Here is a 16056-nt window from a genome sequence, read left to right as displayed (position 1 = left end):
AGTTATAGAGAGTGCTATAACTCATTAGATGAGCATTTTTGAAAGGAGGAGAGTTTCTTGTTGAAATTTATAGAAAAAGGTTTTTTCTACGGCCTTATTTTAGGAGGATCATTAGGTTTCTTTGTGATTCCATATAAAGAAGTTGAATCAGTCGGTGATGGTGTAACAGAAACAACCTATTTAAACCTTATTGATTTTATTATTCATCTAATTCGCTTTAGTATTGTGATAGCTGTACTGGGGGCGATAATAGGGTTCTTTCTTTATAGGAAAAAGAGCTTGGAGTGATTCACCTAAACTTTTTTTCTACTGATTAATTACCTTATGTTAAAGGATAATAATTAAAAAGGAACGCAAAATATTTTAGTTTGATTTCTTTTGTAGTAATTCCAGTATTTATTATGGAGGGACCTTTATTTTTCACGATTAATTTCGGTGAAAAATAAAAGAAAAAGCACTTATATTGAATATTTGTATGTTAAAATTTGTATGTGGAATGTAAAAACACAATTCGGTTGGTAGTCCGGATGCATTGATATGTATCAATGTCAGTAACCTTCCCCTCCTCGGGATGTCCATCATTTCATAGTATGTTTAGAGGAGGGAATCGTTATGTCATTAACGATTTACCATGATGGTCAGTTTTGGATAGGAATTATTGAAGTTGTAGAAGGCGGTAAATTAAAAGCATTTCGTTATGTATTTGGAGCAGAACCAAAAGATACAGAGATATTAGACTTTATTCATCACAAATTGTTAAATCTGATTAACCAATCGATTCATTCAGGTCTTGATGTGAAAATAAAATCTAATAAAAAGGTCAACCCAAAACGTTTACAGCGCCAAGTAGCAAAAGAAGTAAATAAAATTGGTATTTCTACTAAAGCTCAAGAGGCTATGAAACAAGAGTACGAAGAAAAGAAAAAAAGTAGAAAAAAGAAATCTAAGCAATACCGTGAAGAACTAAAGGAACAAAAATATTTGATGAAGAAACTAAAGGCGAAAGCTAAGCACAAAGGTAAATAGAGTACGAATAAAGAGCCCTATTTACGGCTCTTTATTTGTTGTTATTCCTTTACTATCGGAACATTCTTAAAAAAATGTTCTCGAATAGCTGCCGATTTAACTGTTTTATTTATCTTTTCTTTATTATCATCTATAAATTGCTGTGCTTTTTCTTTATCAAATAATTTATTACTATCCGGTAAAGTTTTAATGTTGCCAGAAATAAACTCTTCCATTTCTTCTCTAGATACTGAGAATTTTTGATTGTCTACTTTAAAACTGTAACCTTGAGCATTAGGCACTAATATTGCTAAATAAATAGCATTGTAAAGAAAGTTTTTCTCCAATGTATTCTTACCGTCAAACCAATATTTTAACGTTTCATCTTCTGAAAGAGAGCCCGCTTTAGTACCATACGTTATTTTTAGCGTTTTATTATGTAAATCAATTTCTTTAAATGTTTCTCCTCCAGGCAAGTCCCTTACGATAGCTACCACGTTAGAATTATTTCCAACATAAGTTCCGCTACGCTCTTTAAGCTTTTTTACATCAACAGTATTAATGCTTGTAACTTCTTCTTTTTGAGAACAGCCGGTTATGCCTACTAGGAGTAATAAGATTAAACAAAAAAATACCTTAAAATATTTCATAAAAAGCCTCCATTTTCTTACTTTAATACCCTTATGTGGATATTTCATGAATTATTAGTGTATCGTAAATAGGCTGTCTTGAAAAGGTGTAGGTCCTTTTGTACAAAATACCCTTTGCTATAGAAAACGTTTTTGTCAACTGCTAGTAGAAGAAAGGAATTTTGAAATATGAAAAGACCCCAAAGCTTTCTTGAAAAAGCGCTTTGAAGTCTTCATTTCTCTTTTTTTACTTTTAAGAGCTAATCCCTACAATTGCTTCGATAATTTGGTCCCAGTCCTCACTATGAACTTCATGTCCTGTACCCTCAAGAGCTATTAATTTAGCATGAGAAATAGCTTTTGCAAGCGCAAGTCCATGTTCATAAGGCAGTGCCGGATCTTTTGTTCCATGAATAATCAGCGTAGGTGTGCTAATTTCACTCGACCTGTCGTAATATTGGCCTCCTCCTTGAAGTAAAGCATGATTAAATCTACTAGGCAGCTGTTTGGACCGGGCAGCTTCTCTTTTTGCTAGCTTATACATTCTTTCCTTTTCATAAGGTTTTGTCCCACTTAACGTTTTCCATCCACCTGCAAGGTAGTGAACGGTTTCCTCTTGATTTGACCAGTCTATGGAAGTGCTTTTTGTATGATAATCAAGTATACGCTGGTCCATTGGAGGCAATTTTTCCGCCTCAGTTCCAAAAATGCTTGATGCAATTAAAGTAAGAGAATCTATGCGTTTTGGATATCTAAGAGCAAGAATCTGACCTATCATCCCGCCCAACGACATTCCAACAATATGAGCTTTTTCTATAGAATAAGCATCTAAAACGCCAATTGCATCATCAGTCATATCCGTTATTGTATAGTTAGAAGTACCCGGCGGATAAGTGGTAGATTGGCCTAAATCACGATGGTCGTAACGAATAACAAATCTCTCCCTTTCAGCGAGGCGAAGACAGAAGTCTTCATCCCACCAATCTAACGAGGACATTGCTCCCATTATTAAAAGAATAGCCGGATTTTTAGGGTTCCCAAAACTTTCTGTGCAAATCTCTACTTTATCTATTTTTAGTATTTGTTCATTCATTTGTGTACCTCCTCTTAAGTGTTAGAGAAATGAAAAGCAGCTCTTTATTCAGTTCTCTAAAATGAGGTTATTTCCTTTTTGAATTTTATTTAGGGAATCGATTATTTCGCCTATCTCTTTACCAAAGAGTGAAATATAACCAAAACTAAGGGGAGAGGACGAGCATAAACTGTTAGAGACCGAGAGTTTACTAGCTGTAATAAGTTCTATATTGACTAGAATAGAGCAGGAAAGTTGAATGCACGTATGGAAGACTAATTAATTATGTGAGGTGAAAACGAGAATGAATGATTACTATGGAGAGCTCTGCACAATGTTGTACGAGGTTGATAAATCCGCTGCAAATAAAAAAGAGCTTGAGTTTTACCTTTCCTTTGTCAAAGGTCAAAATATGAAAGTATTAGAACCGATGTGCGGGAACGGCAGAATGCTTCTTCCATTTATGCAAAAAGGAATTGATATTGAAGGGTTCGATATTTCTAAAGATATGCTTAAAGCATGTGTAGAAAAATCTGAAAGAATAAATCTTAAACCAAATGTATGGTATCAAAACATCGAGGATTTTAAAAGCAACAAAAAGTATGATCTTATTATAATACCTTTTGGTTCCTTTTCTCTGTTAGCAGATGATGTAGCTGTTAAGAGTCTTCAAAATATGAAAGCAGTTTTAAAAGACGATGGTAAAGTACTTTTAACTATTATAAAGAAAAAGAATAAAATTGAAGAACTTTTAGATTGGACTGAAACGAATAGAGTATCTTTCAATAAAGAAACCGTTATTGTTTATAAAAAGAGCTTCTACGATAAAAGAACGAGCTCTTTGAACACGAAGATACGATATGAACTCCTTCAAGGAAATAAGACAAAAAAGGTGGAGATAATGGATTTCCCTCTTCGACTTTATGGCTCAGAAGAATTTGAACGTATCCTTAGCTCTAATGGATTTAACAATCTTACTGTTCATGAAGTAAAAGATGGCTACGGAGAAGGCATGTCATTCTCTGTCTATGAGTGCAGAATATAGACATTGTAATACCATTTAAACTTTGATTACCTTTTTCATTCATTACAACTTGATAGATTAATATACATATACAGGATTGCTGAAATCGTGTGCTATTGGTGAGCATATAAATTCAGCGTTCCCATGAGGAGATGCTTTATGAAGCGATTAATAAATAAAATTGCGATTGTTACTGGTGCTAGTCGGGCAAAAGGTATTGGTACTGAAATATGCAGGGAGTTAGCTAAAGAAGGGGCAGATATTTTTTTCACTCATTGGTCAAATTATGATCGTTTAATGGATTATTGTAATGAGGATGATTTTAATTGGTCGAAGCATCTGATTGAGGAGATACGCAGTCTGGGAGTACGATGTGAATCGATGGAATTGGATTTATCACAGCCCGATGCATCAAGAAAACTGCTTGATACAGTTCAAACCAAACTGGGTTCTCCATCAATCCTTGTAAATAATGCAACACATTCTGTAGACGTAGATTTTCGTTCGATAGATGCTGATGTTCTCGACGCTCATTATAACGTGAATGTTAGAGGAACATGTCTTTTAACTGTTGAGTTTGCACGTCTAATCGAAGGCAAGCATGGCGGTCGAATTATTAATATGGTATCAGGTCAAGATAAGTCACCTGAGCCTGGCAATTTGGCTTATGTTGCCACCAAAGGTGCCGTTTCTACATTTACTAAATCAGTTGCTATTGAATTAGCACCTCTTAAAATTACTGTTAATGCTGTAGATCCTGGACCAACTAATACTGGGTGGATGAGCAGTAAGTTGAAGGAAGATTTACTGCCGAAGTTCCCAATGGGTCGACTTGGTGAGCCCCGGGATGCCGCAAAATTAGTTATTTTTTTAGCAAGCGAAGAAGCAGAATGGATTACCGGACAAATTATCCACTCAGATGGTGGCTTTTGGTGATTTAACATAGTAGCGGTCTCCCACTTTTTTAGCGGATTTTTGTATGAAATAAGCAGTCAAAAAGATCTTCGAATGAAGATTCTTTTTTTATAATGTAAAGTAACATTAATGGGCTATGAAGGGAAAAGTACGGGCTGTCCTAAATAGATGGTGAAATAAGGTATATCATTGTGGTAAATGTTTTATCACTTTCACTTATTAACGACAAATCGGGTATATTCAGGGGGAATATTTATATGTCAGGCTTTAAGGACGAAGAAGTACTAACAGGAGGGAATGTTTCTAACGTTTACCGCTCGGGAAATACCGTACGACGAGAATTAAAATCAGATAGTCATAAATTTCATAAGCTATTAAAGCATTTAGAAAACAAGGGGTTTACTTATGCACCAAAATTTTTAGGCATTGACGAAAAAGGGAGAGAGGTCTTGTCATTTATTGAAGGTGAAGCTGGTAATTATCCCTTGAAGAAATATATGTGGTCCGATGCTGTTTTGATAGAAATAGGAAAAATGCTCCGTCTTTATCATGATTCAGTGAGTGATTTTTCATTTGATGACAGTTGGAAATCAATAGATAACACGCCTAAACCATTTGAAATACTATGTCATAATGATTTTGCTATATACAACATTATTTTTAATGATGAGAGACCAATAGGAATTATTGATTTTGATGTTGCTGCACCTGGGCCAAGACTTTGGGACATTGCTTATACTCTTTATACGTGCGTCCCTTTGAGTAGATTTTATCTTTCTGAAACAGGTGAGAAAATTCATTATAATTCATCACAGCATGCTCAAGATAGAAAGCGAAGAGTGAAATTATTTTTTGAATCTTATGGCGAAGAATTACAAGAAGGTTATTTGGAAATGGTATTGCTGCGATTAGAGGGGTTATGTAAAACAATTACAAGAAAAGCTAGTGAAGGTGATATTGCGTTTCAAAAAATGATAGACGAAGGGCATCTTGAGCATTATCAAAACGATATCAAATTCATTTATGAACATACAAAAGAATGGATTTAATTTTAATAGAGGAGCCCTTGTCATGCGAATTATTAATATTAGAGAACAGGTAGAGTACAAAGACAAAGCTATTGAATATACTCAGCGTAAGTGGGCGAGTAAAGAGAATTTAAAGCTTTACGAAGACTGTATTATACATAGCTTAAACACAAATAGTTGTCTTCCAGTCTGGTACCTGTTAGAAGACGAAGGAGGAATTATCGGCTGCGCAGGGCTTATCACCAACGATTTTATAAGTCGAATGGATTTATGGCCCTGGGTGTGTTCTCTTTACATTGAAGAAAGTTATCGAGGTAAATCCTTAGGTGAGCAACTTCTTTTAAAGCTGAAAGAAGATACGAAAAATGCCGGATTTGATAATCTTTATTTATGCACCGACTACGTTGGATACTATGAAAAGTATGACTTTTCATATATAGGCGATGGTTATCATCCGTGGGGGAGTAGTTCAAGAATCTATAGGGCTAATTTAATAGGTTAACTATCAATTTTTTTATAAAATGTTTTTAGCTGTTTCAATCAGTGAATAGCGGGTATAAGTTGATTATACAAGCGTAGCCCCCCAGGAACATGCATGTATATTTCTTTTTCTTACTTACCCTGTTGAATCCTCTTTTTCATGGAGGATTCTTTTTTTATGTCTAAAAGAAGACTTCTCAGACTATATACATCAAACACCTTAAACATCCCTTTATGTATTTTATACTCACTGAATCTAGGTTACGTTACAAGATGAAAGAGATTCAGAGGTCTCATGGGACTGTGGATAAATGTAAGAAACCCTGCAGAAATACTAAAGACAGGTATAGCCAAATTTTTATTTTATAAAATATTTTTATACTTTTACGCGTTTTGCTTATACCAATTTTTGCTTTCTTCATAGTATGTACTATAAGTGTATAAGGAGGTGGAGTTATGCCAGGACGTCGTAGTGGAGATCGTCGTACATCTCAATCTCAATCTCGTTCTATAGTAGATAATTTTCGAAGAGGAGATAAAATTCAAGTTTTTTCTGCTGGAAGACAGCTTGATGGAAATGGTACGTTTATTCGAGCAGAAGGCGGATTTTTAGTATGGGAAGATAATTCAGGTAATAGAAATACGACTAGTTTAGAAAGTATCAGCGTTCGCAGATTAAGAAAACGTAATTGCTAATAATTTGGACAGGCTCTGATTTTATATAAATAAAAAACACCTTCAAGCTGATAACTGGGTATGAGGTACCGAGCAATCACTTGGAGGTGTTTTTTCTCATAGGAAACATCAGAAATAAGTTTTTTGACAGTATCACTTATAGATTAATACCTTTCATAAGACGGAAGGTTTCAAGAAGCAAAACGTTTAACCCTAGCCATACTCCTCCAAATACATATCCTGCTGCAATGTCACTGGGGTATTGTATGCTCAGATACAAACGACTAATGGCAACAAGCAATAAAATAAGAATGGCCACTATTGGTGCTACTGTAGGAACCCACAATCTTTTAGAGTGTCGAACCAGCATAAATACAGCAAACCCATAAATAACAAAAGCCAGTAAAGACTGCTCGCTTGGAAAGGTGTATGAAAGCTGTTCTATCAACGATTTTCTAATAGGGGAGAAATGATGGAACATTCGTCTCAGGCTTTCTTCGTATAGCTCGCCGCCGCCTGCAACAACTACCAGAGATAATAATTCAATTTTTTTATCTCTGCCTTTCCATAAAATCCATACAAGTGTAAAGAAAATCAATGTTGCCAGAGCTTCCCTAGATCCTAGCATGAAAAACACCCGCATTGGTACATTCCAATCTTTATTAAAAAGAGCTGTTATTAATAAACTCGTTATTTTGTTAAAATCTCCAAACTCGTTTGCGATAAAGTCTTGCGTCATTCCAATCATAAGCAGAATAAACCCTAATGTAACTAATGCTGTAAATATAAAAACAAGACCCGCCCGTTTCCGCGTATGAAATGCGTTTACTATCCACTTGAGGCAATTAATTGCTATCTTTTTAATCGTTACTTTGAACTTTTTATAAATGTAAATAGCTGCGAACAAACTTACAGCTACAATCAGCCCAATGACAAAATACTTCTTAATAGAATGATGAAACTGTTCCCACTGAGGTCCTAATAACTTTCCTAAAGTAATAAATGTGGTAACCCAAAGAAATGATCCACTATAGGCATACAGTGCATACGTACGAAAGGGAAGCCGAGTAATTCCTGAAAAATATCCTGTAATATGTCTAATAACTGGGAGGAAATAAGCAATAATCAACAGCTTGTTTCCATGTACACCAAACCATTTTGACATTCTTTCAATTCGCTCTGGCCCCATATGAAGGGTTTTTCCGTATTTATCAAAAAAGGGAGTCCCTAACCTATAACCTACCCCGTAGGCTATGGTCATTCCAACCATACTTCCCATACCAGCCACCAAGATACTTCCCACCCAGCTCAAATGTCCTTGAAAAGCAAGAACCCCAGCGTAGCCCATGAGCAGCTCCCCTGGAAGAGGAAGTGCAAGAAGTTCCAGCATCAATGCTAGAAACAGCACGATATATCCGTATTGATTTATATAAGATGTGATAAAATCCATGGTTTGTCCTTCTTTCATAGTATGTATGCATCTAAAGCACAGTCGGTAAGGCGAATATGCTTACATGCGATTGAAATACAAAGGTGAAAAGATTAATTTCATCTTTGTATTTCTTTTAATGTAGCACTATTTATTAAAAAAACTGGATTTTTCATTAATTTTTAATGTTATTTTTAGCCTATTTTTAATTACAAAACGTAGACTGAAAATGTGCTATTTGAAAGCTCAACTTAAGACTGTTTGTTTTTCTAATAAATAGTGTAAGGAGTTCCTAACCAATCTATGTAACGAAAAAGAAGAAAAGATATACCCTACAAATCGATTAAAAAGGGGAACTACCCATTATTCCTTTTTTATCAGCAGAGCAATTCTTTAATCGCCTAAACAAAAGAACAAAAAGATGTGCTGAAAAGTCTAAGTTTTACCCCACAGCACAAGCATACAAACTACAAGGAGGGAAAAGTCATGAATAACCGTGAACGGGATAAATACTTAATTCTTTCCGCTACGTTTGGAGAAGGACATAAACAAGTGGCAAATGCGATAAGTGAAGCAGTAAGTAATGTCGTTGCTGATGCTGAGCCTATTACCATTGATATCATGGAGTGGGTTCATCCCAACCTTTATCCAATCAGCCATTATATTTATAAAAAAGGAATTAAGAAGTTTCCACAAGTGTATAGCTTTTTGTATGAAAAAACTCGTGTGAAAAATTCTTTTTCCGTTAAGCTAAATTCGATCTTTTTATCGGGTATGGAAACCGTGCTTAAAATCATACAGGAAATAAAGCCGAAAGTAGTGGTTAGTACCTACCCATTTGCCGCGGGAATTATATCAAAATTAAAAGAGCAAGGGTTAATTGATATTCCAGCGGTAACCATCATCACAGATTATACGGATCATTCTTATTGGATTCATTCCTCTACAGATCAATATGTGGTAGGGTCTGCTCGATTGCGTGATCAATTAATTGCGTTAGGGGTAGAGGCAGATAAAATTAAAAACACTGGAATACCTGTACGGAAAAGATTTATGGATGTTCTTCCAAAGGATCTTCTCTTAGAAAAATATATGATTAATCCCAATATATTCACCCTGCTCATCATGGGAGGGGGCGACGGATTTTTTGGGAAAGGACTTTCAACCTTTAAGGCCTTAGAATCCATTTCTACACCGATGCAACTTTTTATAGTATGCGGTAAAAACAAGAAGTTAAAAACACAATTAGAGTCGGAATTAAAAGACTCGAAGCATGACGTGAGAATTTTGGGATATTGTGAAAAGGTTGAAGAATTAATGGCTATTTCAGATTTAATGATCAGCAAGCCGGGGGGAGTGACAACGTCTGAGGCAATGGCGATGGATTTACCCATATTAATTTACCATTCGTTACCCGGACAAGAAGAAGACAATGCAGAGTATTTATGTCGTTCAGGATTCGCACTTTCTGTAAAAACAGAAGAAGAGTTGGTTGCGCGGGTCGAAAATCTGGTTCATGATTCAGCACCTTTAAAATGGATGAAACAAAGAATAAAAAAATACCAAACTAAAACGTCATCCATAGACGCTCTCCATGTCATTGTCGAAGCAGCAAGACGTAGTCCATTACTCAACGTAAATGATAGAACAATACAAAAGCAAAAGGAGATAGAGGTGAGTATATAATATGGAGTTCATGATTTCTGCTATTATTTTTTTAATTTTATTATACACCGTTATTCCGTATTTCCTATCACGTGGTCTAGGAGTAAACGTAGTTAAAAGGGGAAGGGATTTATCGAAAATTGCTTTTACGTTTGATGATGGTCCGAACCCTATTTATACGCCGATACTTCTTGATTTATTGAAGAAAAATGAGGTGAAGGCAACCTTTTTTGTGGTCGGTACCAAAGCAGAAAAGTACCCTGAACTGATTCAGCGAATGCATAATGAAGGCCACTTAATCGGAATTCATAACTACGTACATCACTCCAACTGGTTTATGTCGCCTTGGAAAGTTCAAAAAGGACTGAAGGATACAGCCAAGGTGATTGAAGCTATCACGGGAGTCGAGCCTATATATTATCGCCCGCCTTGGGGAATGCTTAATCTTTTCGATTTTATCAAAAGAGGTAAATATAAGATTATTCTATGGTCAATCATGGCGGAAGATTGGCGAACCTCTGGCGGAAGCGAAAAGATTAAACAGCGCCTAGCAAATATAAAAGGTGGGGACGTGATTTTGCTGCACGACTGCGGTGATACGCTAGGGGCGGAATCTGAAGCTCCAAGAAATACAATTAATGCGTTAAGAGATGTGTTAAAAACAGTGAAAACGAAAGGATTCACTTGTGTCCGTGTTGATGAATTGGTAGAGAAGCTATAAGTAGTAAGAGAACTATATTTATTAAAGCTCACAAATGACATTTTAATTCTTGTCATTACCCTAACTAAATATCTTCTCTGTTATAAAAAGAACCTCTATTTTAAAGAGGTTCTTTTTTATAGTCAGTAAAAATATATGGTAATATAATCATATATTGGCTATATTTATAATTTCGTGATTTTTAAATTCTGTGTTGAATCAGCAGTCAATCTAAACGACATCTATAGAAGTAGGGTAGTTCTTGAAAAAAGTTATTTTGAAATTCTTGGTATATTTTTAAATTTTCTTTGGAGGAAACGTAATAATTAATATGCTGTTTACCTCTAATTTTGATCTTTTAACAGCATTTTCAACCGCTTTTGGAGTTTCTTTTGGAAATGCTATCTTTGGGTATTGTACACATAAAGGAGGCAAGGAAGCATAAGATGCTGTGTTTTTGACCTACTACATAAAAGATTTTATGAGAAACGTAAATATCATAGTATTAAATTATAAAAATGTTGAGGTTTGAGATGGGGAATTTGTTGAATTACATTTATTTTTTTATGGCCATTTTAATTGGCTTGTACTTTTTTATCACCAATAAGCACTCTAGAAAGCCACTATTCATGTTGTTACTATCGATGCTTTTATTTTATAGCAGCGCGTATTCTTTTTACTATAAGACTTACCCAATTAACTTACTCAGTACATCATCAATACTTGTGTTTTGGTGGATCATTCTTTTATTACTAAGAGAGATTTATTCTAGAGAAGAAAATATTTTATGGAGTCTTTGTTTAATCTATGTAGCGCTATACCACTTTTTGCATTATTTTTTTGATTCATTGGCTCAAAAGAACTTTTGGTATGGGTCTATTTTTTATGTTTATACAAATGTAGGATTACTTCTGCTTGGCTTGTACTACTTCATGAGAATCTATAAAAATAGAGCCGTGCATTAAAATAAATAAAGCTCCTTGTAGGTGAATTTTTAAAATTCTTGTTACGTTAAATTTTTTATAACAGATTGCTTTGCAGAAGATCAATTATTTTTCATTATTCAATAAATAGTATTAAATCTCATGGACGCCTTGTATATTTTTATATTATTTACCGCAATTTAAAAGAAAAAGGTGAGGCTGATATAATGGCTAAAATAATTTCATCCTTATGTATTTTGCTGGGGGCTTATGCTCTTATTGTATTCATCGACGTTTTTCAGGGAAACTATATGTTTCAATCGTTTTATAACCTAAAACAATATTTTGTAATTGCACGTGGAGAAGATTATTTTTTGATTGTTTTATTTGCTTTGTTGTTCGTTACTGTTAGCATTTTTCCTGTTTTAAAAAAACAATAGCCTCCCTTGTCATGAAAGGGTAGGCTTTATTTTTTGCTTAATATATGCTGTAATCAGCAATAGTATAGGAATTGCTATATGAAAAGGGAGGTGTAATAAATAAGGAACAACTTTGAGCCCTTCATTTATATGAGCTTGGTAGCTAGGAGCAATCATCAGTGAGGAGAAAAAAATAACACCACCAATTAGATAAATGTTTGCAACAGAAGGTTTCATACGAAACAAATCAGTTGCCCCAATCACGGCACAAAAGAAATAGATGGATATTTTAACAAAACCTAAAATGACCATGAGAATAAGAATAAAGGTATCCAGCCTTTGAATAAAACTGGCTATGTTAATGTAACTCACAGCTGTAAGAGCTGGGAAAGAAGATCTTAAAACAGTCTCTGGTCCAAGTACACATAAAAGAATAATTGAATTAATGGTTAAGACAATCCCTCCTATTATAATGGCGGATAGTCCAATTGTTGCAGCCTGACTTTTTTTATTCAAATAAGGAAGAAGCATAGTAAAGGTAATCAATTCTCCGAAAGGGACAGTAATGCCAAGAGGGACTAACTCTTTCCCTATGTTTCCCCATCCATTTGCTAATACGGGTTGAAGGTTTTCCACTTTGATATAACCTCCTACTACATACAAAACATTTAATATAAAAAGAGTCAGTAAAATAACAACAAAACATAAGCATGTAACTCGTGCGAATGCTTCTATTCCCAAGTGAATACTATAAATTAACACAAAGGTCATGCATATGCCGAGCGTAATAATCGATGTAACATAGTAAGAAGAGCTAATTAGTAATTCTTCAAAATCACGTAGTACTCTAGAAGCAATATAAACAAAATATATAATATAACAAAAGCTGATAGCACTGCCTACGTATTTACCCCAGATTTTAATAAGATAGCCGGTTAAAGGCATATTAGGGTATCTCTTATATAGGGAGATATAGACTAAATACAGTGCACATCCAAAAATAGTAGCCAAAAAGGGAACGATCCATGCATCTTGCTTAGCAGCCTTTCCTATATCTAAAAGCAACGTACTGCCTAATATAAAGATAAACATCATACAAAATAATTGAAACCCATCGATTTTTATTTTAGTCAATGCTTTTTCAGCTCCTCATCTAATTTACCTCATAAGGATTTGTACGCATTCCGGTATTTACGATAGTGACGTTCACATTCATCGATACCTTCGCACTTGAAAATAGACTCTCCCAATTCTGTTTATGCTGACGCCAATAACTAGGGTTGGTTCGAGATAAGCTATCACCAAAGCCAAATATATCTGCCTTTTCTTTTTGTGCGATGCTAATAGTTTTTGTAATTTCCTTTTGTAGTTCATTTTGGACTTCTTTTTCCAACTCTTTTAATACCTTAGGGTTGCTTAAATCTTTTTGGCATGATGTTTCCGTAATTTCTCCCATCACATTCAGATCTGTATGAATAAAAGGTTGTCCACGGCGGATTTTTGTTTTTATTTCACTTTTTATTCCAGTCGCTGTAACTGTGATATTCTCATTTATATTACAAGGGAAAACAAGAGCTGTGCTCTTCACTTCAGACGTAACAAGTTGAACAGATCGAGCCTCATCCCCATCCAGCCATCGAACTAATTTTCCTTTTCTAAACATAGCTAATCCTTTTACCTGCATAGCACTTGGGCTGGTATTCTCTAAATTGCCTGCTTCTTCTGACTGCTGAGAGGGTTTGTTAATATTGATTCCAGGAAGAGATAGATCTTTTCCCTCACTCAAAAGCATAGAAATAACTTCATATGCTTGTACATTACTAACTATTCCATACATTTTTTGATTGTTCTGGGTTGTACTTAGGATACTTTTGACTGGAGTAACCTCAAAAGGTTCAATCACACCAAGCAATTTCTCAGCAGTTCCATCACGCGCAATAAAAACTGGAATACTTGTACGAGCTTGTTTGCCTCGATCCAAGGCATCAAATAATAAGCTAAGACCATTTCTTGCTAACTTTTCACCTACGACGATAAGCGAAAGATGAGAAGTAATATGTTCTCTTGGAATGACGACAGAGGCTTTTTTTAATGCTTCCACTAACGATTTGGCAGTTACTGTGTAGTTAATGACAGGAAGACCCTGTCCTCCCGACGAACTGCCTTGTGACAAACCACTTGGGTTAATAATCTGATAGGTTACTTTATAGGGTTCTTCCGAATTTTTATTCTCATCAATTCCCAGTCCTATAATGACTCCTATTTGGTTCAATTCTCGATAATTCGAACACCCTGAAACACATAAACAAAGGGCAGTAATCCATAAAAGTGAAAGGTAACTTTTCATTTTTCATCCTCATTCATCTTTATGTGGCTTCTATTTATTTTGTTGTTTTCTTAAAAGAGATGGTAAAGAGAATCGAGCTAAAGTATCCTTTTGCTCTTTAAAATCAAAGGGGGCAAAAGGTGAAAAGTAGGGGACACCGAAAGATCTTAGACTACTTATATGAAGCCATATACATAAGGTCATAAGCAAAATTCCATATAAGCCAATAAATGCTGAAATTAGAATCAAGATAAATCGAAAACCCCGGGCCGCATTGACAATGCTAGTAGATGGCAGTGTAAAATTGCTGATGGCAGAAATAGCAACAATGATCACAACAGCCGCTGATACAAAACCTGCTTCTACAGCTGCTTGTCCTAAAATCAGTGCTCCTACAATGGAGACTGCTGGTCCGATTGCTCTAGGCATTCGGATTCCTGCCTCTCGCAACATCTCAAAAGCTAGTTCCATCACTACTATTTCTACAATTGCTGGAAAAGGAACTCGTTCTCTTTGAGCCATTAAGCTGACCATTAATGTGTTTGGAATAAGTCCCTGATGATGCGTAATCAATGCTAAATAGATAGCAGACGCATACATAGAAAGAAAAAAAGAACCAAATCTCAAGATCCTTAAAAAGGAAGCAATATAATAATTTTGATAATAATCTTCGGGAGACTGAAAAAATTGAGAAAAAATAGCGGGTGCAATTAAAACAAAAGGTGTTCCTTGTACAATAATAGCAATTCGTCCCTCTAATAAATTTCCTACAACGGCATCAGGTCGTTCTGTATTTAATAGAAGTGGAAAAATAGTGGTCCTATCATCCCGGATAAATTCTTCAATATAGTTCGACTCAAGGATCCCATCTACCTCAATCCCTTTTAAACGTTCTTTGATTTCTTCTACAATACGTTCATCTGCATTTCCTTGAATATACATGATTCCTATATCTGTGTGAGTTACGCTTCCAATTTTCATGCTGTCTAAACGTAAATTAGAATCCTGAATTCTAGCTCGTATTAAAGAAGTATTCGTCCTTAAATTCTCTGTGAAACTATCTTTAGGTCCTCTAACAACCGTTTGACTGGTTGGTTCTGTTACTGCTCGGGACTGAAGTTTTTTTGTATTGCCAATGAAAATTTTAGAACTTCCATTCATTAGTATGACCGTATCACCAGTTAAAACTGCTGACACAAATTCATGCCAATTCTCTTTTATAGTCAATTGAGATACAGTCAACATCTGAGGTATTTGTTCTTCTATCTCTTCAACGGTTACTACTTGATTACTTTCTTTAAACCACTGAATAAGAGGAGTCATGATATTCTCATTTATAATGTTTTCATCTGCTAATCCGTCAAGGTGAATAACGGCTGCTTTTAACGTGTTTTGATGCGGAGACTCAACCATTCGAAACGACACATCAGAACTATTTCCTAATTCGTTCAATAGCCTCTCTATATTTTTATTTACATCATCATATAAGGAAGTTGCTGAACAAGCTGTTGTCTTTTTTTTATTAGGGCTTTTCAGAAGATATCTTTGTCGCACGTTTTACCACCTTTTATATGAGTGAATATTTGTTATACAACGAGTAACGTTATCATTCCTATAAAATGTAAAAAATATGCACGTGAGGAAAATACATAAAATAAAATGCTAGTATTACTTTATATCCAGTGACAGATCAGAAGATATTGTTTTAAGAATTAAGTAATTGGAGAGAAAAGCACATCGTATTTCTCTGTATATCTGATGTTTTT

Annotated in this window: 16 protein-coding genes; 10 read left to right on the top strand and 6 right to left on the bottom strand. The window is 35.0% G+C overall.

Annotated elements, in window-relative coordinates:
- Window positions 1–57: 57 nt before the first annotated feature.
- Both SCI76_RS05880 and SCI76_RS05875 read left to right on the top strand, forming a co-directional pair.
- Window positions 58–288: a hypothetical protein gene (locus tag SCI76_RS05880; protein ID WP_048018624.1), complete on the top strand. Its 231-nt coding sequence runs from the start codon at window positions 58–60 to the stop codon at window positions 286–288.
- Window positions 289–612: 324 nt separating this feature from the next.
- Window positions 613–1026, top strand: coding sequence for a YjdF family protein (locus SCI76_RS05875; RefSeq protein ID WP_033578565.1), 414 nt, complete (start codon window positions 613–615; stop codon window positions 1024–1026).
- Window positions 1027–1067: 41 nt separating this feature from the next.
- Here SCI76_RS05875 and SCI76_RS05870 read toward each other — a convergent pair whose 3' ends face one another.
- Both SCI76_RS05870 and SCI76_RS05865 read right to left on the bottom strand, forming a co-directional pair.
- Window positions 1068–1655 carry a DUF4825 domain-containing protein gene (locus tag SCI76_RS05870; protein WP_048018625.1) on the bottom strand — a complete coding sequence of 196 codons (588 nt, stop codon included), beginning with the start codon at window positions 1653–1655 and terminating at the stop codon, window positions 1068–1070.
- Window positions 1656–1887: 232 nt separating this feature from the next.
- A complete protein-coding gene (locus SCI76_RS05865) occupies window positions 1888–2727 on the bottom strand; it encodes an alpha/beta fold hydrolase (protein ID WP_168760574.1) in 840 nt (279 codons plus the stop codon).
- A 283-nt stretch (window positions 2728–3010) separates the two neighbouring features.
- Between SCI76_RS05865 and SCI76_RS05860 the strand changes: the two genes are divergently transcribed.
- The 5 genes from SCI76_RS05860 (at window position 3011) to SCI76_RS05840 (ending at window position 6849) form a co-directional block, all read left to right on the top strand.
- Window positions 3011–3751, top strand: coding sequence for a bifunctional 2-polyprenyl-6-hydroxyphenol methylase/3-demethylubiquinol 3-O-methyltransferase UbiG (locus SCI76_RS05860; protein WP_275211341.1), 741 nt, complete (start codon window positions 3011–3013; stop codon window positions 3749–3751).
- A 138-nt stretch (window positions 3752–3889) separates the two neighbouring features.
- Window positions 3890–4666, top strand: a complete 777-nt coding sequence (locus SCI76_RS05855; protein ID WP_048018627.1) for an SDR family oxidoreductase — start codon at window positions 3890–3892, stop codon at window positions 4664–4666.
- A 236-nt stretch (window positions 4667–4902) separates the two neighbouring features.
- Complete coding sequence (locus SCI76_RS05850; protein ID WP_165635757.1) at window positions 4903–5694, top strand: phosphotransferase; 792 nt, start codon at window positions 4903–4905, stop codon at window positions 5692–5694.
- 22 nt (window positions 5695–5716) lie between these two features.
- Window positions 5717–6175, top strand: coding sequence for a GNAT family N-acetyltransferase (locus SCI76_RS05845; protein WP_033578571.1), 459 nt, complete (start codon window positions 5717–5719; stop codon window positions 6173–6175).
- A gap of 434 nt (window positions 6176–6609) precedes the next feature.
- The gene (locus SCI76_RS05840; protein WP_048018629.1) at window positions 6610–6849 is read left to right on the top strand and encodes a hypothetical protein; all 240 of its coding nucleotides are present in this window, start codon (window positions 6610–6612) and stop codon (window positions 6847–6849) included.
- 136 nt (window positions 6850–6985) lie between these two features.
- Here the strand turns inward: SCI76_RS05840 and SCI76_RS05835 are convergent, their stop codons facing one another.
- Window positions 6986–8278, bottom strand: a complete 1293-nt coding sequence (locus SCI76_RS05835; RefSeq protein WP_328179992.1) for a VTT domain-containing protein — start codon at window positions 8276–8278, stop codon at window positions 6986–6988.
- A gap of 465 nt (window positions 8279–8743) precedes the next feature.
- On the opposite strand from SCI76_RS05835, the gene SCI76_RS05830 reads away from it, so the two are divergent.
- The 3 genes from SCI76_RS05830 to SCI76_RS05820 all read left to right on the top strand — a co-directional run bounded on the left by SCI76_RS05830 (window position 8744) and on the right by SCI76_RS05820 (window position 11985).
- Window positions 8744–9943, top strand: coding sequence for an MGDG synthase family glycosyltransferase (locus SCI76_RS05830; RefSeq protein WP_034265055.1), 1200 nt, complete (start codon window positions 8744–8746; stop codon window positions 9941–9943).
- A gap of 1 nt (window position 9944) precedes the next feature.
- On the top strand, window positions 9945–10643 hold the full coding sequence (locus SCI76_RS05825) for a polysaccharide deacetylase family protein (protein WP_168760580.1): 699 nt from the start codon (window positions 9945–9947) through the stop codon (window positions 10641–10643).
- Window positions 10644–11772: 1129 nt separating this feature from the next.
- Entirely contained in the window at window positions 11773–11985 is a 213-nt protein-coding gene (locus SCI76_RS05820) for a hypothetical protein (RefSeq protein ID WP_226313283.1), read from the top strand.
- Window positions 11986–11994: 9 nt separating this feature from the next.
- On the opposite strand, the gene SCI76_RS05815 is transcribed toward SCI76_RS05820, so the two are convergent.
- Genes SCI76_RS05815 through SCI76_RS05805 form a run of 3 tightly spaced genes read right to left on the bottom strand, consistent with a single transcriptional unit; the run spans window position 11995 to window position 15844 of the window.
- Window positions 11995–13098, bottom strand: coding sequence for a GerAB/ArcD/ProY family transporter (locus tag SCI76_RS05815; protein WP_168760582.1), 1104 nt, complete (start codon window positions 13096–13098; stop codon window positions 11995–11997).
- 19 nt (window positions 13099–13117) lie between these two features.
- A complete protein-coding gene (locus SCI76_RS05810; RefSeq protein ID WP_063246975.1) occupies window positions 13118–14311 on the bottom strand; it encodes a Ger(x)C family spore germination protein in 1194 nt (397 codons plus the stop codon).
- 30 nt (window positions 14312–14341) lie between these two features.
- Window positions 14342–15844, bottom strand: a complete 1503-nt coding sequence (locus SCI76_RS05805) for a spore germination protein (protein WP_221833654.1) — start codon at window positions 15842–15844, stop codon at window positions 14342–14344.
- Window positions 15845–16056: the final 212 nt, after the last annotated feature.

This window comes from Priestia sp. HNGD-A6 (genome assembly GCF_045784335.1).
Classification (GTDB): domain Bacteria; phylum Bacillota; class Bacilli; order Bacillales; family Bacillaceae_H; genus Priestia; species Priestia zanthoxyli.
Note: the sequence above shows the minus strand (reverse complement) of the source record. Positions and strands in the feature narration are given on the sequence as shown.